A 20510-nucleotide genomic window follows, 5' to 3' on the forward strand; every position below is an offset into this window, starting at 1 on the left:
AGGTTATCATTGGTGGCGATAATGTCATTTTACTTAACCGATTGGCTGCTGCAAGATCGCTTTCGGAGGATAAGTGATGAAATTTCTCAAGACGACGGACGCAGTTATTCATTACCACGCGATTGGCCTGGAGAGTGACAAGCCGGTGATTGCGTTTGCCAATTCACTCGGCACCGATTTCCGGATCTGGGACGAGGTAATCGAACGCCTCAAGGATCGGTTCGCCTTTGTGCTGCATGACAAGCGCGGTCATGGCCTGTCGGATCTCGGAAATCCTCCCTACTCAATGGCGACACATGTCGATGACATGGCCACACTGTTGGACCATCTTTCGTTGAAACAGGTGATTGTCGTTGGGCTTTCTGTCGGCGGTCTGATTGCCCAGGGCCTTTATGCCAGCCGGCCCGATCTGGTGCGGGCGCTTATTCTCAGCAACACCGCCCATAAGATCGGCTCTGCCGAAATGTGGAACACCCGCATCGCGACCATTCAAAACAACGGCATCGGAGCCTTGCTTGAACCGATCATGGAGAGATGGTTCACGGCGCCGTTCCGCACGACGGATAATTCGGTCTATTCGGGGTGCTGCACCATGTTGCTGCGCCAGTCAGCAGAAGGTTATTGCGGCACTTGCGCTGCGCTGCGCGATGCCGATTTCACGGAGCAGGCATCGGCCATCGCCGTTCCCACGCTTTGTGTCGTTGGCGACCAAGATGGGTCTACGCCGCCGGCTCTGGTGCAATCGCTTGCGGCCTTGATTGCCGGTAGCCGGTTTTCTGTCGTGGCTGACGCGGGCCATATTCCCTGCGTTGAGCAACCGGACGCCTATGTGGCGACCTTGCTGCCGTTTTTGGATGAGTTGGCCTAACCAAAAAACAACAAACGACATCGTCGCGGAGACAGAGCGGACATGACGGATAAAACAGACACAGCATCAGAGGCACATCGGCGCGGTATGAAAACCAGGCGATCCGTGCTTGGCGACGCCCATGTGGATAGGGCAACAGCGGCGGCAACCGCCTTCGATCAACCCTTCCAGACGCTGATTACCGAAAGCGCCTGGGGAACGGTGTGGTCTGGTGAGCAGTGGACGAAACGCGAGCGCTCTATGGTGACGATTGCGCTGCTGGCCGCACTTGGTCAGGACGAGGAAGTGGCCATGCATATTCGCGCCACGGTCAATACCGGGGCAACCCGCGAGGATATACGCGAAGCGCTGATGCATGTGGCGATCTATGCGGGCGTTCCGGCCGCTAACCATGCGTTCAAGATTGCCAAGGGCGTTTACGCGCAGATGGATGCCGATGCAGCCTCAGCCTAACCGGCATCAGGAAGGCAGCAACGGAGAAACTTGAGGAGGAAAGATATGAAGAATTCCCTGCCGGAAACCGGGCCATTTTTTGCCCGTGACCGGGATATGCATCCGCCGGCCTATGCCCCTTGGTACAAGACCAGCGTGCTGCGTTCGCCGCAGCGGGCGTTGATTTCGCTTGAGGGTACCAAGAGCGAAATTACCGGCCCGGTCTTCGGGCACGGCCTGTTGAACGAGACCGATAACGATCTGATCCTAAACTATGCAAAACCGGGCGAAATGGCGATTGGTCAGCGCATTCTGGTGCATGGCCGGGTGCTGGACGAGCGTGGGGTCGGTGTAAACGGCGCTTTGGTTGAATTCTGGCAGGCCAATGCCGGTGGGCGTTATCGCCACAAGAAGGAAACCTATCTGGCGGCGCTCGATCCGAATTTCGGCGGGGTAGGGCGTACCATCACCGACGAGAACGGTTATTACTGGTTCAAGACCATCAAACCCGGTGCGTATCCCTGGCCGAACGGCGTCAATGATTGGCGTCCGGCGCATATTCATTTTTCCATTTTCGGCCATGGGTTTGCCCAGCGGTTGATCACTCAGATGTATTTCGAAGGTGATCCGATGATCTGGCTGTGTCCGATCGTCAAAACCATTCCGGATGAAGAGGCGATCAAGCGTCTGGTGGCTCCGCTGGATATGAATGCGGCCATCCCGATGGACATGCGCGCCTATAAATTCGATATCGTCTTGCGCGGACGCCGCTCCACACTGTTTGAGAATCGCAAGGAGGGCAACTGATATGGTGCAGCCACTCGGTTATCTGAAGGAATCGCCTTCGCAGACGGCGGGTCCGTACGTGCATATCGGTTGCACACCGAATTTCTCCGGCATTGAAGGGGTCTTCAAAGAAGATCTCGGGTCTGGTCCGCTTTATAACGACAAAACCCGTGGTGAACGCATCACCATTCGCGGTTTCGTTTATGACGGCGGCGGGAATGCGCTGAAAGACGCGCTGATCGAAATCTGGCAGGCCGATAGCGATGGGCTTTATAACAGTCCGTCGGAAACCGGCGGCAAGGCCGATCCGAATTTCCTCGGTTGGGCTCGTTGTCCAGGTGATATGGCAACCGGGGAATTCGTGTTTCATACCATCAAGCCGGGCAAGGTTCCCTTTGCCGGAGGCCGATGGATGGCGCCGCATGTGACCTTCTGGGTCGTGGCACGCGGGATTAATATCGGCTTGCAGACACGCATGTATTTCCCGGAGGAAGAGGCAGCTAATGCTGAAGATCCGCTTCTGGCGCGTATTGAGCACAAGGTACGGGTTCCGACACTGATTGCCAAAAAGCAGGGCAATGACTACGTGTTCGACATTCACCTGCAAGGTGAAAACGAAACTGTGTTCTTCGATATTTGATTGGTAACATGAGCATTTCTCCTTTCGAACACCCCTTCCTCTCCGGCCTGTTTGGCGATGAGGCCTTTTCTGCCTTGTTTGCCGAGCAGGCAGATATTGCGGCCATGTTGTCCTTTGAGGCGGCGCTGGCCACGGCTCAAGGTGAGGCCGGGGTGATCGAAGTGGGGGATGCCACGGCGATCCAGGCGGGCCTCGCCCGCTTCACAGCGGATCTCGATGCCTTGAAAACGGCCACGGCACGCGATGGCGTGGTCATTCCCGAATTGGTCGGCCAGATGCGCAAAGCTGTCGGCGGGACAAGCGCTGCAAAGCTGCATTTCGGTGCCACCAGTCAGGATGTCATCGATACCAGCCTCGTGCTGCGCCTGAAGATGGCGGCGGAACACCTTGATGAGCGGTTGGCGGCATTGATTGTCGGGTTTGAACAGCTCGATGCGGCATTTGGACAAAATGCGCTGATGGGCCATACCCGCATGCAAGCGGCCATCCCGATTACCGTTTCAGACCGGATCGCCGCTTGGGCTGGACCTTTGCAACGACACCAAGCCCGTCTGCGAGTTTTGCTCGCCGATGGTTTTGCCTTGCAATTTGGCGGTGCTGCCGGAACATTGGAAAAGCTCGGCGATAAAGGCCCTGCGGTGCGCGCCCGACTGGCTGAACTGCTTGGCCTTGAGGATGCGCCCCAATGGCATAGCCAGCGCGACCGGATCGTTGCCTTTGCCGATCTCCTGTCAATGATCTCAGGCAGCCTTGGTAAATTCGGCCAGGACGTGGCGCTTCTGGCGGAAATGGGTGGAGAAATTCAATTGACCGGCGGCGGCGGCTCCTCGGCCATGCCGCATAAGCAAAATCCGGTCGGGGCTGAAACGCTGGTGACGCTTGCCCGTTTCAATGCCGTCCAGATCGCTGGCCTGCATCAAAGCCTTGTGCATGAACAGGAGCGGTCCGGCGCTGCCTGGGCCTTGGAATGGTTGCTGCTGCCGCAGATGGTTGTGGCGACAGGGGCCGCCACAAAAACCGGTCTGCAATTGATCGTTGCCATTGCCCGGCTTGGCAAATTGGCCTGATATCAAGCGGAAAAACGATGTCCGTCGATTGCAAGGGCGATTATCTCGTCACATCAATCACCACCCGGCCACGGGTTTTTCCAGCAAGGATCGCCTCAGCCAGCGCGGGTAAATTGGACATTGGTTCGATGGTTGTCATGGCTGCGAGGTGGTCGCGGTTGAGGGTTTTATCGAGAAACTCCCAGGCGCGGATGCGTTTTTCCATCGGCGTCATGACGGAATCGATACCCAGCAGGGCCACGCCACGCAGAATGAACGGCATGACTGTAGCAGGCAGGTCGGCGCCGCCCGCCAGGCCGCAGGCTGCGACAGCGCCATTGTAAACGGTTTGGGCGATGACATTGGCAAGTGTGGTTGAACCAACGCTATCGATGGCACCGGTCCAACGCTCTTTTTGCAAGGCGCCGGCCTTTTGCGCCAACTCGGCACGATCCACGAACTGGCTGGCCCCAAGCGCTTTCAGGTAATCATGGGTCTCAGGCCTGCCAGTGGATGCCGTCACCTGATAGCCCTGCGAAGCCAAAAGGCTGACGGCCATGGAGCCAAGGCCGCCGCCAGCCCCTGTTACCAGAACCTCGCCACTCCCCGGCTGGATTGCGCTCCAATCCTCCAGAGCCAGCACGGCGAGGGCCGCGGTATAGCCAGCTGTGCCGATGGCCATTGCTTCCTGCAAGGAAAACCCTTCGGGCAAACGCAGCAACCATTCCGGCTTGACCCGCTGGTAGCGGCTATAGCCGCCGCCTTCGGTCTCGGTCATGCCAAACCCGTTGACGATCACGCGGTCACCTGGTTTCCAACCCGGCGAGCGCGACTCCACCACGGTTCCGGCAAGATCGGCACCGGCGATGATGGGGGTGCGCCGGGCAATCCGACCGGTGCCTGTAAAGGCCAATCCGTCCTTGTAGTTCAAGGTCGAATAGGAAACTTCCACCAGCACATCGTGATCGGCCAGATCGGCCAGTGTCAGTTGCCGAAAGACGCCTTTTGGCTTGCCGTCAACGGTATCGATGACGATTGCGGTGAATGGTTCGGTCATGATTGTCTCCTCACTATCAGTGCCGTGGAATCTGCCATGTCCAGTCCGGCGTGGCTACTGTCGATTCGTCTAAGCTGGTTGGGACATGAATGGGCAAACCAGCGGCATTCCTTCGAGAAGGATGAAGAATGGGGTGTGGCCCATCGCTGTGCCTCTCGCCGGACGAATAAAATGCGTCCGCAGGCCTATCCGAGGCGAAAAAAGATCTGACTGCGATTATCCCCTGTTTTCAAGGCGCTGAGGGCGGGCTTTGATCTGTGCTCTTCCAGTCACGCATTGAAAAACAATGGGTTATACGCGGGGTTTCGCAAGGTTTCGCCCAGTTATGATGCGGCTTGGAAAGGAGTGATTAACCTTTATTTTTTACTTCTATAGGGGACAAGAGCCATTCCAAATGAACTGTTAGGCATCATGCGCGTTCCAACACAGAATAGTCCCCGTTCTTCCGATCAGTCCGGTCATGACGATCCGCAGTCTGGCGCGGTGTCTTCATCCGATCAGGGCCGTCAGTCCGGTCCGAATGGACCGCTTGAGCCTTGGCAGTCGGCCTTCGTCTTGGGGCCGAATGTGCGGTTTACCCGTACGCCGGAAGCCGCCATCAACAAGCGCCGGGAAGCTGAAGCGGCAGCCGAACAGGCGGCAGTCGTTGCAGCCTTGCAGAAGGCTGTCGATCAGGCTCGCGTGTCTACGCCTATGGTCTCCGTTTCCCCCGATCTGGCGTCGACCACGGCGATGCCTGCCTCTATCCCTCCTGAGTCCGCAGCGCAGAATACGGGCTTTTTCGGATTGCCGAAGACGGGCAGTCCGTTGATCGTCCCGCGCCGTGCGCCGCCGCCAAGGCCGGTGAATGCGCGCCCGCCGCGGCCCGTTGCCGATGTGTCAGTGGCTGAACCTGTTCAGGAACATGAGGCTGCTCAAGCTGAGGTGGTTCAAGTGCCACAGATCGTTATCGCTCCACAATTTTCGCCGGAGACACTGGTGCGGCCCTTGCCGAACGCGCAGAAAGCCGAATCTATCGGTGCGGAACTGCCGCAATTGCCTGAGGCGCTGCGTTTGCGTCAGGCGGCGGCAGCCATGCGCATGGCAGAGAATATCGAATTGAACCTGCGCAATGAGAGCCTGTTGGTGGCTGCTGCTGCCGAAATTCCAGCCGATCTAGGGCAGGCGGCGACTGCGGTCGCTACAGCGCAGTTGTCGGTGTCCGATTTTGCGTTTTTTGAAATGCTCGCCGTTCCCTTTGATCTTCCCGTCGAGGTGGAGGCTCCCCAGGTTGCTTTGGCGCCGGTATGGGCGCCCATTCCCGCAAAGGAATCTGTATCGCAGCCGGTTAGTGGCTCGGTGGCAGCGCTTTATAGGGAAATCCGGGTGCGCCATGGTGCGGAACAGGCGATTTCGGTGCCTGCTCCTGCCATCGTTGTCGATGAGAATGCCGAGCAGCCCGTTCCGGCTGAGCCAGTCATGGAGCAGACAGTCGAACTCGCCGCAGAGCCTGAAATTGTCGTTGATGTAACGGAAGCGGCTCCTGTCGATCTCGTCCCTTGGGAAGAGCCGGTCGAGCCCGCTGAGGTTGTTCAAGCCTTGTCGTTTGTTGAAGCTCAACCGATCGTTTTGGCACCGGTGGCAATTGCTCGTCCCATTTCGGAAACCATTCGGGCCAATCGTGCCATTGGCGGCCTGGAAATGAACCGTCATCATCCGTTCGATGGTGATTTCGTTTTCCCGTCGATCAGCCTGTTGCAGGAACCGCCGGCTGCTCGCGCCGAAGCCATGTTGCCGGAAGCCCTGGAGCAGAGCGCCGGTTTGCTGGAAAGCGTGCTGGAGGATTTCGGCATTCGCGGCGAGGTCATCGACGTGCGCCCCGGCCCTGTCGTAACGCTGTATGAATTCGAACCGGCCCCGGGCATCAAATCATCGCGGATTATCGGCCTTGCTGATGATATCGCTCGCTCAATGTCGGCGCTTTCGGCCCGTGTTGCTGTTGTACCCGGTCGCAATGTCATCGGCATCGAATTGCCCAATGCCGTGCGCGAAACCGTTTATCTGCGCGAACTGATCGAATGCGAGGATTATTGGGAAAGCCGGTTCAAGCTGGCGCTTTGCCTCGGCAAATCGATTGGCGGCGAACCTGTTATCGCTGAACTCGCCAAGATGCCACATCTTCTGGTGGCAGGCACGACGGGTTCAGGCAAGTCCGTTGCGATCAACACGATGATCCTGTCGCTGCTCTACCGGCTGAAGCCGGAGGAATGCCGGTTGATCATGGTTGACCCGAAAATGCTGGAACTGTCTGTTTATGATGGCATTCCGCATCTGCTGACCCCTGTCGTGACCGATCCGAAAAAGGCCGTCATGGCGCTGAAATGGGCGGTTCGCGAGATGGAAGACCGTTACCGCAAGATGTCGCGGCTCGGCGTGCGCAATATTGATGGTTATAACGCTCGCGCCGCCCAGGCTCGCGAAAAGAACGAGGTCATTACCGTCAGCGTTCAGGTCGGTTTTGATCGCCATTCGGGCGAGATCCTCTATGAGGATCAGGATCTCGACATGTCGCATATGCCTTATATCGTCATCATCGTCGACGAAATGGCCGACCTGATGATGGTGGCGGGCAAAGAAATTGAAGGCGCGATCCAGCGTCTGGCGCAGATGGCGCGTGCAGCGGGCATTCACTTGATCATGGCGACCCAGCGGCCGTCGGTTGATGTCATCACCGGCACGATCAAGGCGAATTTCCCGACCCGGATTTCCTTCCAGGTGACATCCAAGATCGATAGTCGCACCATTTTGGGCGAGCAGGGTGCGGAACATTTGCTGGGCCAGGGCGATATGCTGCACATGGTTGGCGGTGGCCGGGTCTGCCGCGTCCACGGTCCGTTCGTCTCGGATGCCGAAGTCGAGCAAGTCGTGGCGCATCTGAAGACACAGGGCCGTCCTGAATATCTCGGCACGGTGACTGAGGAAGACGGCGGCGAACCCATGGCCAGTGCACCGGCCGTTGAAGAGACCTATGATCGTGCCCCGGTTGGCGGTGGTAGCGAAGAGAGCGACGAGGTCTACGAAAAGGCCGTCAAGGTGGTGCTGCGGGACCAGAAATGCTCGACATCCTACATCCAGCGTCGCCTGTCGATTGGCTATAACCGCGCCGCTTCACTGGTGGAACGCATGGAGCGAGAAGGTCTGGTCGGTCCGGCAAACCATGTCGGCAAGCGGGAAATTATCGCCGGTTCTTCATCTGAACCAGTTGGTAGTGGCATTGGTTTTGATGACGTCGATTGACGCGAGAGACCGATGACGACTGCGTCACTCCTGATGATGGAGATGATTAGAGTTTGTCAGGGAAAAGTGGAACCCGGGTTTCCGGAAAAGCCAAACGAAAACAAAAGAAACAAGACTCTGTCTGGTTCAATCTGAACCTGACAGAGTCTAGGCGCATAATAGATACCAACGCCGTGCCTCTGCTAGGGGCATGGCGTTTTGCATTTTAACGGCTATTCGGACCGGATTATTCGCGCGGCAGGACGTGGGCGCTGCCGATGACGGTCAAATAAGACAGATCTCCTGGCCTTGGCAGATCAAGGCGTGACATCCTCACGGAAAGGGGCGACATTGCCACATCGTTACCCTGCAGTTGCAAGGTCACCGTTCCACTTGCGCCTGAAAACTCGACATCCAGCACCCGCACTGGTCTGCTTGCATCTGTCATTGCCGGTTTGATGCAGATCTGCTCCGGTCGTAACATGATATCGCCGTTGCCAGTGTTGGCACACTCCACCGGGATCGTTCCAAGCACGCAAGTGGCTTTCCCAGCTGATAAGACTGCTGGGAGAACGATGGCTTCGCCAAGGAAAAGGGCTGTTTGGCGGTCAATCGGTCGCTCGTAAAGCTCTCTGGGCGCGCCAGCCTGCACCAACTTGCCATCACGCAATACAGCAAGCTGATCCGCGAAGGATAGTGCCTCTGTCTGGTCGTGGGTGACAAGAATGGTGGTGATCCCGGCGGCGGCCAGCAGTTTTGACACTGCCTTGCGCATGGTTTCTCTCAAGCCGGTGTCGAGTGCTGAAAACGGCTCATCCAGCAACATCAGTCGCGGTTGACGGCCAAGGGCGCGCGCCAACGCCACCCGTTGCTGTTGGCCGCCTGAGAGTTGATGAGGACGCCGGGTTAGCATGGTGGGATCGAGTTCGACCATTTCGGCCAGATTGCTGATCCGCTCAACGCGATTCTTCAACCCGCGTTCAAAGCCGAAGCCGATATTGTCGGCAACACTCAGGTGGGGAAAAAGCGCGCCGTCCTGAGAGACGATGCCGATGCCGCGTTTATGGGCTGGCTGCATGAAGCCCGGCTCGGCTTGAAGGGCGCCGCCAAGGCTGATCCGGCCCGCGTCCGGCATTTCGAAGCCAGCGATCAACCGCAAAAGTGTGGTTTTCCCTGAGCCAGAAGGGCCGACGATGGCGGTGCGACTGCCTGCGGGAATAGCCAGCGAGACATCGTTCAACGCCTGCACATGACCATACTGTTTGCTGACGGATTGAATATCGAGAAAGGTCATTGGCCAGCCGTGCGTTTGGATTGCGACTGCAAAAGCAGGGTAAGGGGCAGGGAGAGGACCACCATCATCAAGGCGAAGGGAGCCGCTGCCACATAGTCGATTTCGCTGGTCAGTGACCAGAATTTGGTGGCAAGTGTGTCGACCCCGTTGGGCGCCAGCATCAGCGTTGCGGTCAGTTCATTGGTGATGCCCATGGCAACCAGCGCGATACTTGCGGCGGCGCCCGGTGCTGCCAACCGCATTGTTGTCAGCCAGACCGCTCGGGTCGGACTTTTACCAAGGCTCATGGCGGCCCTTTCCAGTTCCACCGGAGCCTGCGAAATGCTGGAGCGCAAACCCACCATGGCACGCGGCAGGAAAAGCAGGATATAGGCAGCGATGAGCGTGGCGAATGTTTGGTAGAAAGGCAGCGCTACCCGCACCGTGATGGTCACCAGCGCCAGCGCCACGACGACGCCGGGCAGAGAGCCGACATAATAATGGCAGGCCTCCAGCAGCTTTTGCAGGCGTCCCGGTGCGCGCACCGACAGCCAAGCCATTGGCGCTGCGGCCAGCATCGAGAGTATGCCGCCGGTCAGTGCCAGCACGATGGTTTCGACGAAGGCTGCGCCGACCATGTCATTCTGCCAGACACGCAAACCGCCAATATAGAGCCACCGCAGCAGCGTATAGACAGGCACGCCAAGCGCCAGAACCGTTACGGTGAGCAGCAGCAGCAAGGCTGGAACGACAAAGCCGCCCAACTCGTGGCGCGGAGACGGCCGGATGGCGCCAGAGCCGACGCGTGCATAGCGTTCGCTGCCGCGCAGAACTCCGTCAAGACCCAAGAGCAGCAAGCAGCAGAACACCAGAACGCCGCTCAGCATATTGGCGGCAGGGCTGTTATAGGCCGATTGAAACTGATCGACGATGGCGGTCGCAAAGGTGTCGAACCGGATCATCACGAACAAGCCGTATTCGGACAACAGGTGCAGCGCCACCAGCAATGCGCCCCCGAGAATGGCCAGACGCAATTGCGGCAAGACCACGCGGAAGAAGACCTGCCATGGTCCAAGGCCGAGCGAGGCTGCTGCATCCTCTATGGCCGGATCGAGCCGGCGAAGAGAGGCGGCGACGGGTAAGTAGAGAAACGGGAAATACGCGAGCACCGAAATGAACACCGCGCTCCACAGCCCATGCATACCGGGGGAAATGCCGATCCAGGCATAGCTGTGCACAAAAGCTGGAACAGCAAGTGGCGTCACCATCAGCCAGGACCAAAGCCCGGCCCAGGGCAGGCGTGTCCGCTCAATCAGCCAGGCGAGGGCTACGGCAAGCACGATGGTAATGGGAATGGTTGCCGCTTCCAGCAGGACCGTGTTGATCAGCAGATCGCCGACACGACCGCGAAAGACCAGGGCCTTCACCGTCTCCCAGCCGACATCGACCGTCACCCAGGCGATAAAGCCAAGTGGCACAAGGCTGAAGGCGGCGACGATTCCTGCAATCGCCAGAAGACCGATATGCCCGGCAGGCCGGTGCTGGCGCCCTGCCGTCATCCCTGTCTGCGCTTTGGGCGCTGTTCGCCTATTGTCCTGCAACAACGGTATTCGATCTTCTTGTTATGGCAATATCGATGCGGGCGTGTCTGGAAAAGTCAAATTGACTCTAAAAAAGGCAATCGCCGATTGGCGATTGCCCTAAGCCTTTCTTGAGGGAAAGACAATAGTTTCGAAGTGAAGGCGACGTCTGGCAACCGACCGGGCCGGTTGCCGTAACGCGTGCCGACTGCTTTAGAGAATAGCTGGATTAGAGAATCCCGGCCGCCGTCATCATTTCAGTGACCTTCTTGCTGTTCAGCTTGGTCGGCTCCACCTTCGGTGCATCCAAATCCTTGATCGGGACGAGCTTGGCATTCGATTCAGCACCCTTGCCGACTGCATATTCATAAGACGTGCCGGTTTTCAGGATCGCCTGGCCTTCCTTGCTGGTGATGAATTTCAAGAAGGCCTGGGCATCCTTCATATGTTGGGTGGACTTGATGATGCCGCCGCCGGAAATGCTGAGAAAGGCGCCCGGGTCCTGATGCTTGAAATAATGCAGTGCCACGTTGCCGCTGTTTTCTGCGGTCTTGGCCTGATCGCCGAACCAGTAATAATGATAGATCACCGCGCCTTCGACTTCACCGGCGTTCACGGCCTTCATGGCAACGCTGTTGCCCTTGTAGAAGGTCGCATTTTCCTTCAAGGCCTTCAGCCACTTGGCGGTCGCTTCCTCACCCTTCAGCTCCAGCAGGGCGCTGACGATGGCCTGGAAATCCGCACCTGATGGAGAGGCCGCCCAACGGCCTTTCCACGCCGGATCGGCAAGATCGAGCAGGGACTTTGGCAGCTTATCTTCGCTGAGCTTGGTCTTGTCATAGGCAAACACCGTGGAGCGGGCGGCGATGCCGATCCATTGGCCATTGGCTGGACGAAACTCTTCCGGCACTTGCGCCAGGGTATCGGCATCAACAGGAGCAAACAGGCCAGCTTGATCGACCAGCGTCATGGCTGGCGAATTTTCCGTCAGAAACACATCGGCTGGTGAGGCTTCGCCTTCCTGCAAGAGCTGATTGGCAAATTGCATGTCGCTGCCCTGGCGCATCGTCACCTTGATGCCCGTCTGCTTGGTAAAGGCCTCGACCCATTCCCGGCCTAGGCTTTCGTGCTGGGCATTGTAAACCACAATGCCGTCGCCGTCGGCGGCGAAAGCCGGCACAATTGCAGTCGTGGCGAAGAGGGCGGAAAGAACAGCCATAGCGCGGAGGTTGGAAATACGAGAGATTTTCAAGTCAGTCTCCTTGTCGAAGGGCAGAAGGAAGTTACAAATCTGGACCTTGGTTAGGTAAGCTGAGTATTAAAGTCAAGTTACTCTCGGTTGGGAAGTGTGTGGCCGCTGAACGGCTTAGCTGTATCCGGCGCCTAAAACGACTGTTGGATACGCCTATGGCCGTGGGAATGAAGGGCTCGATGCCCTTTTATCGCACGCTATCGCATTATGGGTGCAACCGGTTCTGCGTTCCGGATCACAACGAATTGTAATGTGGAGAACGGAAACGTTGATTTGGGAGGGCTAATCCAGACGCCTATCAAGGCGCGTTGGCGGCCTTTGCGGATAGGGTTGAGGCCGCAGCAGCATCACTGATTGTCGTTCCATCGGAGCGTACGACGACAGCATTGGAAGCGAGATTGAGCCCTGCGGCCTTGAAGGCGGCGAGTAGACGCTTGATACCTTCGCGCTTGATCAGGCTGGGATTGCCGGGCCGGCAAGTGAACTTGAAGCGGATGACCATGGAATTCTCATTGACCTCCTGTATGCCCTGCATTTTGAGAGGTATAAGAAAATCACCCGCAAATTCCGGCTCTTCCAGCAGTGACAGACCGACTTTCTTGGCCGTCTTGCGGATCATTTCCAGATCGGCGTCGCGGTCGAAGCGCAATTCGAATTTAATCGTGCCCCAATCGCGACTGTAGTTGGTAACGGCGGCGATCTGGCCAAAAGGTACTGTATGCACAGGCCCATTGTGGTGGCGCAAACGAACGGAGCGCAGGGAAATCTGCTCGACAGTGCCCTGTAGCTTGCCAACATCGATATATTCATCGATCCTGAAGGCGTCTTCCGCCAGGAAGAATATGCCGGAAACGACATCCTTGACGAGCGCTTGCGATCCGAAAGAGACGGCAAGGCCAAGCACGCCGAAGCCTGCGAGAAGCGGCGCGACATTGACGCCGAGTGAGGACAGGATGACCAGAAGTGCGACGGCGAGCACCGCGCCCATAACCAGATTGCGCACGACAGGCAGAACTGTCGACAACCGGCTGGTGGTTTTCTGTTCGCCATCATCCTCGTGACCCGGCAGTTTGACGGTATTGACCGGGGATATGGTCTCGAAAAACTTCCAGAGGAAACCGCAGACAAAGGCGCTACAGACAATGGTAATCCCAAATTGCTGTAAATGGTTCAGCCAGTAGGAGGCATCCACCCCGGCATTGGCCAGAAGCGGTTGCCACAAGATGACGGTGATATGAATTCCGATCAGCCAGATTGCCCCGGAAAACGGGATGCGCAAGGCCCAGAGCAGGACCGAATGGAAGCCCGGACCATAGACGGCTTCCCGTCGTATTGCCAGATATTGAAACAAGCCTGAGACACCGCGATGCAGGATGGGAATCAGTATGAACACTATCTGGCTGATGCCCGACACGCGCACCCAGAGGACGTTTTGAGCCGTGCCGGCGACCAGAAGACCGAGCAGCCATATAATTATTGTGGAGACGATGTAGAAATTGGCGATGAGATTGCCGGTAATACGCTGCCATCCGTTGGCATGGCCGGAATGAGAATTGGCGATGTCGCTCCGTCCGACGATAAACCAGACCAGCAGATAGGCGGTGATGATGGTGGAGCTGAGGAACAGCCAGCCATCCACCGCCATCGGGGCAAGCCCGCGGGCATCGGCCAGACTGAGGCTGCTATGGGTAAAGCCGGACAGAAAGCCGAAGCCCACCATCATTTTTAAATGCCAGGACGGGTCGGCAATATCGAATAACGGTTCGAAACCATTGATCCTGGCAAAGAGCAGGCGTCCGAAACTGGCAAAAATCGCTGTGGTCATGGCAATGTGAATGAAGCCGGAGGTGACCTCCTTGCCAAATGAGCCGGAGACCATGCCCATATGGGCGCCATTGCGCGCCAAAACCACGAAGATGACCACCGCAAGTAGATCTCCCGCGAGCCGCAGTCCTGCCAATGAGACCTTGGCAACTAGCCCTCGGTCCGGCCTAAGACGGGGCATGAGCCTTGCGAACGCCATCAGGAACACGGCTGCTGTCGCGAGCCCGGCAACGATCGCGCTGGCGGCCGTCAGGCTGAGTTCCTTCATACCCGTTTGCTCTTCATGCAAAGATTGCATGCTGTTGCTAAACGCCGCTGGCAAGCTTTGTAGGCCGGTCAATGCGACGGTCCCGCCGCGCCGAAGGGCAGTTGCCACTTCCCCGTAGGCAGCCATCATCATGTCGGCTTCCATGGTGGCGGAACCCGTCTGCGCAGTTTGGGCAGTGGTTACTTCGGGTGACGGGGACGATACAGGGGTGATTGCGGGTAGGGCTTGCTGGTGCACTAGATTGTTCTGTTCCGCTGCAGCTTTGGCCGGACCCTTAGCGCTGTCTTGCGCGGCAACCCCTGACATTAATCCACTGAAGAGGCTTGTGAGGAGGATGGCGATGATCAGGCCGGTATGCCGGCACCTTGCGATAAGCTGTGTCATCTCTTCCCCCCGGCGTTTAGCCATCCGGCTATGCTATGCCTTGGGAAGTATTAGCGCGATTTTCTGAAAAATCAGCAAAGCCATCGCGATGCGATAGGAATTTTCATGCAAAAATGGCGCGAAACCGAGTCTCGCGCCATTTTCCAGTTATTAGGAGATGTTTACGGTGAAACGCATTGGCGGCGTGGGCCGTTATTGGGCTGGAACGTATTGTCCGAGGCCCGGTAGGACCGGTAGCGATTATAGCACCATTGAGTATGCGAGTTTCCACCTTGTGGCCGTGCGCTGAGAGCGCCGCCAATGATGGCACCTGCGGCCAATCCACCGATAATTGCGCCCGCATTGCTGCGGTTATGGCGACGGTGATATCTGTCACGATCATAGCGGTTATAGTTACGGCGCCCATCCCAATTGCGATCGCTATGGCGACGTGGTCCAGGAACATAGCGACGCTGGCGACGATCGTCAGCCCAACTATTTTCCGCGACCTGGACGCCGCCCTGTGCTGTGGCACCGGGAACACTCTGCGTCTGTGCAGGTTGCGAAAGCGATGTTGGTGCGGCGGATGCGCCAACCGGCGCCATACCTGTCAGCAGTGTCGCGGCTGACAGCAGAATTGCGGCAATTTTTTTCATTTCCTCACCTGTTTCCGTCTTTGATTTCACCCGTAAACTGTTTGCCAGCAAGAAAAGTTCCTTGGTCTGCGAGTTTAGGGTCTCGCATTTTAGGGAATATGCCGATGCATAAGGAATGGCGTCTTACCTCTAGGTGAAAAGCGTGCGTAAAACTCAGCTTTTCGGGAACAAAATCCTCTGTGGAGGCTTTATTGCGGACTTCACAAACGCGAGCGGTTCTCGATGAAATATGTTCTCCCAATTCTATTGGCCACAGCCATGCCAGCCATGGCCCAATCGCCGCAGCTCGAGCAGGCTTGTCATACGGTGCTGCAAAATTTTCTGATGAAGCCGGATGTGAAAATCGGCCAGACACAGAGCTTTCCTGAATTGACCCCTCCAGGAGCACGAATCAGCTTTTCCGAGCGACAGGATGTCGACGCCACGAAGATGGATGACGTCATCGATTGCGAGTTTCAAAAATCGACCGCACCTTTCGGTCTGACCAAATTCTGCATCTCCAGCACCTGCTATTCGCAAGGTGAGCGCGCCGACGACCGCCGCCGCCGTTTCGAGGAAATGCAGGCGTTGATGAACAGGAAGTAACAGCTCTGATGCATTTCCTTGAGGCGGAGCCGAGAGGATGGTGGCGTTTCAGAGCGTGGGTAAGCGCGCCCGACAAAAACCAATAAATCCAAACACAATTTTGAGGTGACATGACTCAACACGCTAGCAAACCAAGACGTCGCATGCAGATTTTCGTCGGCTCCCTTTTCATCATTGGCTGCCTTATCGGTGGCTACTATGTGATTGGCTATCATCCCGGTGAAGTGGAACCAGAAAACCCACTCAACAGCTCCAGCCAAACCAATCCGTAATCTTTTCTTTCAGCATCTGAGCGAGATGCTAGAAGTAGATATTTCAGATATATAAGCGAAAACAATGCATTGTCGTGCAGTCGCTCTTCGTCAATGACGTTTCTGAAATCATCCACTCTCGGCGCAACAGTCTTCCTTTTAGAAAGGGCGGCTGTTGCAGAAATACCGCAGTCAGTGCGTTTTATCCCAAAATTGCAAATCACTTATTGGCTTCAGAATCGAGTCGATCTAAAAACCATTTATGTTCAACACCAATCAGGGAGGCTTTATGGCATATTTTTCCACCTCCCCGGTGGCCAGCGCCAATTTCATGTTGGCAGGCGCCATCCGCAGTTAAGCTGCGTGTGCGTAACGGTCAGTCCGTTACCTTGTGTTGAATCCGGTTTGTCCGGGAATAGAATTTTCTCCCTCTAACGCCACTTTATCGCGTTTGCGCGCGGTTTCCATTCTATTCATATGTCGGAGCCGGCTCGCGCCGGAATTTTCCTATGGCTTTAGGTTATAAATCTCGCCGTGGCGGGGCATTTCGCAGCGTTTTCGGTTTCTGTGCGGTGCATTGGCGCCAGCAGCCGGGGCGTGTTGTCTTCATGCTGTTTGCCGTATTGCTTTCCACTTTGGCCGATGTGTTAACGCCACTGTTCTCCGGTCGTTTGGTTGACGCGGTCGTCTCCGGTCGCGCCGATGACAGCCTAGCCTGGGACAGCGCCATTGCCGCTTTCGCCTGGTTGATGGCGCTCTCTGCCGGAGCCGTCCTGCTGCGCCATGCAACGTTTACGGCCATCATCGGCTTTACGCTGCGCTCCATGTCGGACATTGCTGCCGATGCTTTCTCTCGCATTCAACGCTTTTCCAGCGATTGGCATGCCAATAGCTTCGCTGGTTCGACGGTGCGCAAAGTGACGCGCGGCATGTGGGCACTCGATCTGCTGAACGATACGGTTTTCGTGGCGCTGTTTCCCTCGCTGGTCATGCTGATCGGTTCCACAGTGCTGATGACGTGGCATTGGCCAATGATGGGCCTGTTGGTCGGGGTCGGGTCCGTTTGCTTCGTGTTGTTTACAGCAATCATGGCTCTGCGTTACGTTGCGCCAATGGCCAGCATGGCCAATAGTTGGGATACCAAGCTGGGTGGGTCTCTGGCCGATGCGGTGACCTGTAATGCTGTGGTCAAGGCCTTTGGTGGGGAAAGCCGTGAGGAAACCCGCCTGAGCTGGGTGCTGCAAAAATGGCAGGACAGGACGCGTCGCACCTGGACGCGCGGCACACTGAATGGCAGCCTGCAAGCAGCCTTGCTGATGGTGCTGCGCGGTGGGGTTTTGGGTCTGGCCCTTTGGCTATGGAGTGCTGGAAAGGCCAGCCCTGGTGACATCACTTTCGTGCTGACGGCCTTTTTCATCCTACAGGGCTATCTGCGGGAAATTGGTATGCATATCCGTAACTTGCAACGGTCAGTCAATGATATGGAGGAACTGGTTTTCCTGCATGGTCAACCCCTTGGCGTCGTGGATGTGGCCGGTGCAAAACCTGTTGTCATCGAACGCGGCAAGATCGAATTCGATCGGGTGTCCTTTCATTACGGCAATCATTTTGCGCCGCTCTACAAGGACTTTTCCGTTGTGATCCAGCCCGGTGAGAAGGTTGGGCTGGTTGGCCATTCCGGTTCTGGCAAGACGACGTTCATCAAGCTCATTCAGCGCTTGCATGACGTCAACGGTGGGGCGATCCGGATCGACGGTCAGGATATCGCACTCGTTGCCCAAACCTCGTTACGCCAGCAGATCGCCATCGTGCAGCAGGAGCCGATCCTGTTCCATCGCTCGCTTGCGGAAAACATCGCCTATGCAAGGCCCTCGGCCAGCCAGCAGGACATCGAAACCGCTGCAAGGCTTGCCAGCGCCCATGGCTTTATCGAGGCCTTGCCGAAGGGGTACGGCACGCTGGTCGGTGAGCGCGGCATCAAGCTTTCAGGTGGTGAACGCCAGCGGATTGCGATCGCCCGTGCCTTCCTTGCAGATGCGCCGATTCTTATTCTGGACGAGGCAACGTCAAGCCTGGATTCGGAATCGGAAATGCTGATCCAGGAAGCTATGGAACGGCTTATGCAAGGCAGAACCACCTTGGTCGTGGCGCATCGGTTGTCGACCGTGCGGGCGCTCGACCGGCTGCTGGTCTTCGATCACGGACGGATCGCTGAGGAGGGGACGCATGAGAGCCTGATCAGGATGAAGTCAGGCATTTACCGTGGTCTTTTCGAGCGCCAGGCGTTGGAGTTGACCAAGGGCATGGTCTTCGGAGAATAGGCTTTTCCAACGACAAAAATGCTTTGCGTCATACCAAGGGCCATTGAAAATGGCCCTTGGTATCAGGTCTGCCGCATAGCGTTGTGGCATTCCGACCGTGTGTCGCTATCGCCAGGCAATATCATGGTGATCCGCAAGCCTTTCGGCTTGACATTGCCGGCAAAGACCTTGCCGCCGTGCCGTTCGACGGCCGTCTTGGCAATTGCCAGGCCAAGACCGTATCCGGAGGCACTGCCGCTGCTGCCTGAACTGATAAAGGGGCGAAAAATACTTTCAAGGTCATCTTCTTTGACGCCAGGACCTTCGTCCGTGAAGGTGAGTGTCAGGCCATTCGGTGAAACGGTTGCCGAAATCCGGATTACTGTCGCTTCTCCGGTATATTTGATTGCGTTTCGCAAGACATTCTCGATGGCGCGATAGATAAGCTCTCCATTGACAGCGGCGACAAAACTGCCACTCCGCTGAAAGTCAATTGATACGGCTTTTTCCTGCGCTTCAAAAGTCGCGTCCTGAACAATCTCATCGAGAATATCGAGAATATCGATAACCAGGAGCTGATTTTCTTCATCTGTCTTGGAGGACAGCCTGGCCATGGTCAGGATCTCACCGACCAGCCTGTCCAGCCGCTCGATTTCATGATCCATGCGATCCAGCAGGCCGGGTAGGCGCCCTGGGTTCTTCCTCAGGATACCGGTAACGGCTTGCAGGCGTGACAAGGGTGAGCGTAGTTCGTGGGAAATATCATGAAACAGTCGTTCTCGGCTCTCATGCAGTTCCTGTAGGCGCATGGCGCTGATATCGAAATGCTGTGTCAGAATTCCGATTTCATCCTTTCGATTTTTGACAGGATCGTGGATGCGGATGCTGAAGTGGCCTTCTGCCAGCATTTTCAGCCCATGGCGAAGCCGCTCAATGGGTGTCAGCAGGTATTTCGTCAGCAGGTAAGCGGAAAACAGGCTTGCGACAAGGCCGATCAGCCAAGGCAACACAAGTGGCCAGTCATTGCTGATAGACGATTCATCGATAGTGAGGGTATAGCATTGGTTGGCGTAGGATATGGCAATGCTGCCTGGAAATTGATCCTTGGCGCAGGTTTGCGGGGCCGCTGCCGGCACTGCCTGGAGTTGGAAATGCCCATCGTCTCCTTTGGGTGTTATGCTGCGGATAAACGCCTGTGTCTCCTGCGGCCCGACCCGTTGGAGCATCTCGGCGATTTGCGCGGCAATGATCTCGTTCTGCACCTCAGCGATGCGCATATGCGGTGGCAGCTGGCCGTTGAACCGTGGAAGCGATATGCCCAGCATGGTTGTCAGCGTGATTGTCAGCCAGACAATGACGAAAAAACGCCAGAAAAGCCGAGGCATCAGCTATCCTGTAGCAGAATGTAACCCTGCCCCCGAACAGACTGGATCCAGCTTTGTCTGTCTTTTCTGAGGCCGAGTTTCTGGCGGATACTGCTGAGATGAACATCGATACGCCGGTCGAAAGGCGTCAGGGGCCTGCCGAATACGCTTTGGGAAATGTCATGTTTGGAAACGACCTTGCCGCCATTGCGAACCAGAAGCTCCAGGAGATTGTATTCCGTCCCGGTCAAGGCGAGAGCCTCACCATTGATATGCGCCTGCCTGCTTGTTGGATAAAGAACGAGTTCGCCGCTTTTGAGCGGTTGAGATGGGTGTTCGGGCGGTGTTTTACCGGTACGACGCAATATTGCCCGGAGCCGGGCGACCAGTTCACCTGGCGAACAGGGCTTGGAGACATAGTCGTCGGCACCGAGGTCTAGCCCGGTAATCCGATCCTTGTCATCCCCCCTGGCTGTCAGCATGACGATAGGAATTTCACTGGATTTTCGGATGTTCTGCAAGACATCGACACCATTCATGATCGGCATCATGACGTCGAGAACGATGATATCGGTCGCACCACTGTCGACAAAAGCAAGGCCCTTGGCGCCATCGTCTGTCGAGAGTACATCAAACCCTTCATCCGTCAGATATTCGCAAAGCAATCCGGTAAATTCCAGGTCGTCATCAATCAAAAGAACACGCGTCAT

17 protein-coding genes are annotated in these 20510 nt (G+C 56.7%); 9 read left to right on the top strand and 8 right to left on the bottom strand.

What is annotated here, in order from left to right; all coding sequences use genetic code 11:
• Positions 1-76 precede the first annotated feature (76 nt).
• Genes pcaD through AVI_RS22200 form a run of 5 tightly spaced genes read left to right on the top strand, consistent with a single transcriptional unit; the run spans position 77 to position 3793 of the window.
• A complete protein-coding gene (gene pcaD, locus AVI_RS22180) occupies positions 77-868 on the top strand; it encodes a 3-oxoadipate enol-lactonase (RefSeq protein ID WP_012654369.1) in 792 nt (263 codons plus the stop codon).
• 42 nt (positions 869-910) lie between these two features.
• Positions 911-1321, top strand: a complete 411-nt coding sequence (gene pcaC, locus AVI_RS22185; protein WP_012654370.1) for a 4-carboxymuconolactone decarboxylase — start codon at positions 911-913, stop codon at positions 1319-1321.
• Between the two features lie 45 nt (positions 1322-1366).
• The gene (pcaH, locus tag AVI_RS22190) at positions 1367-2107 is read left to right on the top strand and encodes a protocatechuate 3,4-dioxygenase subunit beta (RefSeq protein ID WP_012654371.1); all 741 of its coding nucleotides are present in this window, start codon (positions 1367-1369) and stop codon (positions 2105-2107) included.
• 1 nt (position 2108) lies between these two features.
• Positions 2109-2726: a protocatechuate 3,4-dioxygenase subunit alpha gene (pcaG, locus tag AVI_RS22195; protein WP_012654372.1), complete on the top strand. Its 618-nt coding sequence runs from the start codon at positions 2109-2111 to the stop codon at positions 2724-2726.
• Positions 2727-2734: 8 nt separating this feature from the next.
• The gene (locus AVI_RS22200) at positions 2735-3793 is read left to right on the top strand and encodes a 3-carboxy-cis,cis-muconate cycloisomerase (RefSeq protein ID WP_012654373.1); all 1059 of its coding nucleotides are present in this window, start codon (positions 2735-2737) and stop codon (positions 3791-3793) included.
• A 40-nt stretch (positions 3794-3833) separates the two neighbouring features.
• On the opposite strand, the gene AVI_RS22205 is transcribed toward AVI_RS22200, so the two are convergent.
• Positions 3834-4829 carry an MDR family oxidoreductase gene (locus tag AVI_RS22205; protein WP_012654374.1) on the bottom strand — a complete coding sequence of 332 codons (996 nt, stop codon included), beginning with the start codon at positions 4827-4829 and terminating at the stop codon, positions 3834-3836.
• A gap of 411 nt (positions 4830-5240) precedes the next feature.
• Between AVI_RS22205 and AVI_RS22210 the strand changes: the two genes are divergently transcribed.
• Complete coding sequence (locus tag AVI_RS22210; protein WP_012654375.1) at positions 5241-8105, top strand: DNA translocase FtsK; 2865 nt, start codon at positions 5241-5243, stop codon at positions 8103-8105.
• Positions 8106-8331: 226 nt separating this feature from the next.
• Here the strand turns inward: AVI_RS22210 and AVI_RS22215 are convergent, their stop codons facing one another.
• The 5 genes from AVI_RS22215 to AVI_RS22235 form a co-directional block, all read right to left on the bottom strand.
• Entirely contained in the window at positions 8332-9378 is a 1047-nt protein-coding gene (locus tag AVI_RS22215) for an ABC transporter ATP-binding protein (RefSeq protein ID WP_012654376.1), read from the bottom strand.
• Positions 9375-10916, bottom strand: coding sequence for an ABC transporter permease (locus tag AVI_RS22220; RefSeq protein WP_012654377.1), 1542 nt, complete (start codon positions 10914-10916; stop codon positions 9375-9377). The genes AVI_RS22215 and AVI_RS22220 overlap by 4 nt, the downstream gene beginning before the upstream one ends.
• Positions 10917-11166: 250 nt before the next feature.
• Positions 11167-12156 carry an iron ABC transporter substrate-binding protein gene (locus AVI_RS22225; protein WP_012654378.1) on the bottom strand — a complete coding sequence of 330 codons (990 nt, stop codon included), beginning with the start codon at positions 12154-12156 and terminating at the stop codon, positions 11167-11169.
• Positions 12157-12487: 331 nt separating this feature from the next.
• Complete coding sequence (locus tag AVI_RS29255) at positions 12488-14413, bottom strand: mechanosensitive ion channel family protein (RefSeq protein ID WP_187152395.1); 1926 nt, start codon at positions 14411-14413, stop codon at positions 12488-12490.
• 413 nt (positions 14414-14826) lie between these two features.
• Positions 14827-15300 carry a BA14K family protein gene (locus AVI_RS22235; protein ID WP_012654380.1) on the bottom strand — a complete coding sequence of 158 codons (474 nt, stop codon included), beginning with the start codon at positions 15298-15300 and terminating at the stop codon, positions 14827-14829.
• A gap of 222 nt (positions 15301-15522) precedes the next feature.
• On the opposite strand from AVI_RS22235, the gene AVI_RS22240 reads away from it, so the two are divergent.
• From AVI_RS22240 to AVI_RS22245, 3 genes are all read left to right on the top strand, one after another.
• Positions 15523-15885, top strand: a complete 363-nt coding sequence (locus tag AVI_RS22240; RefSeq protein ID WP_012654381.1) for a hypothetical protein — start codon at positions 15523-15525, stop codon at positions 15883-15885.
• 143 nt (positions 15886-16028) lie between these two features.
• Positions 16029-16157 (top strand): hypothetical protein, encoded by a 129-nt coding sequence (locus AVI_RS31750; protein WP_267889532.1) that lies wholly within the window; start codon positions 16029-16031, stop codon positions 16155-16157.
• A gap of 488 nt (positions 16158-16645) precedes the next feature.
• Positions 16646-18457 (top strand): ABC transporter ATP-binding protein, encoded by a 1812-nt coding sequence (locus AVI_RS22245; protein WP_012654382.1) that lies wholly within the window; start codon positions 16646-16648, stop codon positions 18455-18457.
• Positions 18458-18519: 62 nt separating this feature from the next.
• On the opposite strand, the gene AVI_RS22250 is transcribed toward AVI_RS22245, so the two are convergent.
• Positions 18520-19821, bottom strand: a complete 1302-nt coding sequence (locus AVI_RS22250; RefSeq protein ID WP_012654383.1) for a HAMP domain-containing sensor histidine kinase — start codon at positions 19819-19821, stop codon at positions 18520-18522.
• On the bottom strand, positions 19821-20510 hold the full coding sequence (locus tag AVI_RS22255; protein ID WP_012654384.1) for a response regulator transcription factor: 690 nt from the start codon (positions 20508-20510) through the stop codon (positions 19821-19823). Before AVI_RS22255 ends, AVI_RS22250 begins: the two co-directional genes overlap by 1 nt.

Origin of the sequence: Allorhizobium ampelinum S4 (assembly GCF_000016285.1) — a bacterium.
Lineage (GTDB): Bacteria > Pseudomonadota > Alphaproteobacteria > Rhizobiales > Rhizobiaceae > Allorhizobium > Allorhizobium ampelinum.

What these genes read in the sequence shown, in the direction of transcription:
- pcaC (WP_012654370.1), top strand. Translation starts at nt 911, where the DNA reads ATGACGGATAAAACAGACACAGCATCAGAGGCACATCGGCGCGGTATG.
- AVI_RS22220 (WP_012654377.1), bottom strand. Translation starts at nt 10,916, where the DNA reads ATGACGGCAGGGCGCCAGCACCGGCCTGCCGGGCATATCGGTCTTCTG.
- AVI_RS29255 (WP_187152395.1), bottom strand. Translation starts at nt 14,413, where the DNA reads ATGATGATGGCTGCCTACGGGGAAGTGGCAACTGCCCTTCGGCGCGGC.
- AVI_RS31750 (WP_267889532.1), top strand. Translation starts at nt 16,029, where the DNA reads ATGCAGATTTTCGTCGGCTCCCTTTTCATCATTGGCTGCCTTATCGGT.
- AVI_RS22225 (WP_012654378.1), bottom strand. Translation starts at nt 12,156, where the DNA reads ATGGCTGTTCTTTCCGCCCTCTTCGCCACGACTGCAATTGTGCCGGCT.
- pcaD (WP_012654369.1), top strand. Translation starts at nt 77, where the DNA reads ATGAAATTTCTCAAGACGACGGACGCAGTTATTCATTACCACGCGATT.
- AVI_RS22235 (WP_012654380.1), bottom strand. Translation starts at nt 15,300, where the DNA reads ATGAAAAAAATTGCCGCAATTCTGCTGTCAGCCGCGACACTGCTGACA.
- pcaH (WP_012654371.1), top strand. Translation starts at nt 1,367, where the DNA reads ATGAAGAATTCCCTGCCGGAAACCGGGCCATTTTTTGCCCGTGACCGG.
- AVI_RS22240 (WP_012654381.1), top strand. Translation starts at nt 15,523, where the DNA reads ATGAAATATGTTCTCCCAATTCTATTGGCCACAGCCATGCCAGCCATG.
- AVI_RS22250 (WP_012654383.1), bottom strand. Translation starts at nt 19,821, where the DNA reads ATGCCTCGGCTTTTCTGGCGTTTTTTCGTCATTGTCTGGCTGACAATC.
- AVI_RS22205 (WP_012654374.1), bottom strand. Translation starts at nt 4,829, where the DNA reads ATGACCGAACCATTCACCGCAATCGTCATCGATACCGTTGACGGCAAG.
- AVI_RS22255 (WP_012654384.1), bottom strand. Translation starts at nt 20,510, where the DNA reads ATGACGCGTGTTCTTTTGATTGATGACGACCTGGAATTTACCGGATTG.
- AVI_RS22245 (WP_012654382.1), top strand. Translation starts at nt 16,646, where the DNA reads ATGGCTTTAGGTTATAAATCTCGCCGTGGCGGGGCATTTCGCAGCGTT.
- AVI_RS22215 (WP_012654376.1), bottom strand. Translation starts at nt 9,378, where the DNA reads ATGACCTTTCTCGATATTCAATCCGTCAGCAAACAGTATGGTCATGTG.
- AVI_RS22200 (WP_012654373.1), top strand. Translation starts at nt 2,735, where the DNA reads ATGAGCATTTCTCCTTTCGAACACCCCTTCCTCTCCGGCCTGTTTGGC.
- AVI_RS22210 (WP_012654375.1), top strand. Translation starts at nt 5,241, where the DNA reads ATGCGCGTTCCAACACAGAATAGTCCCCGTTCTTCCGATCAGTCCGGT.
- pcaG (WP_012654372.1), top strand. Translation starts at nt 2,109, where the DNA reads ATGGTGCAGCCACTCGGTTATCTGAAGGAATCGCCTTCGCAGACGGCG.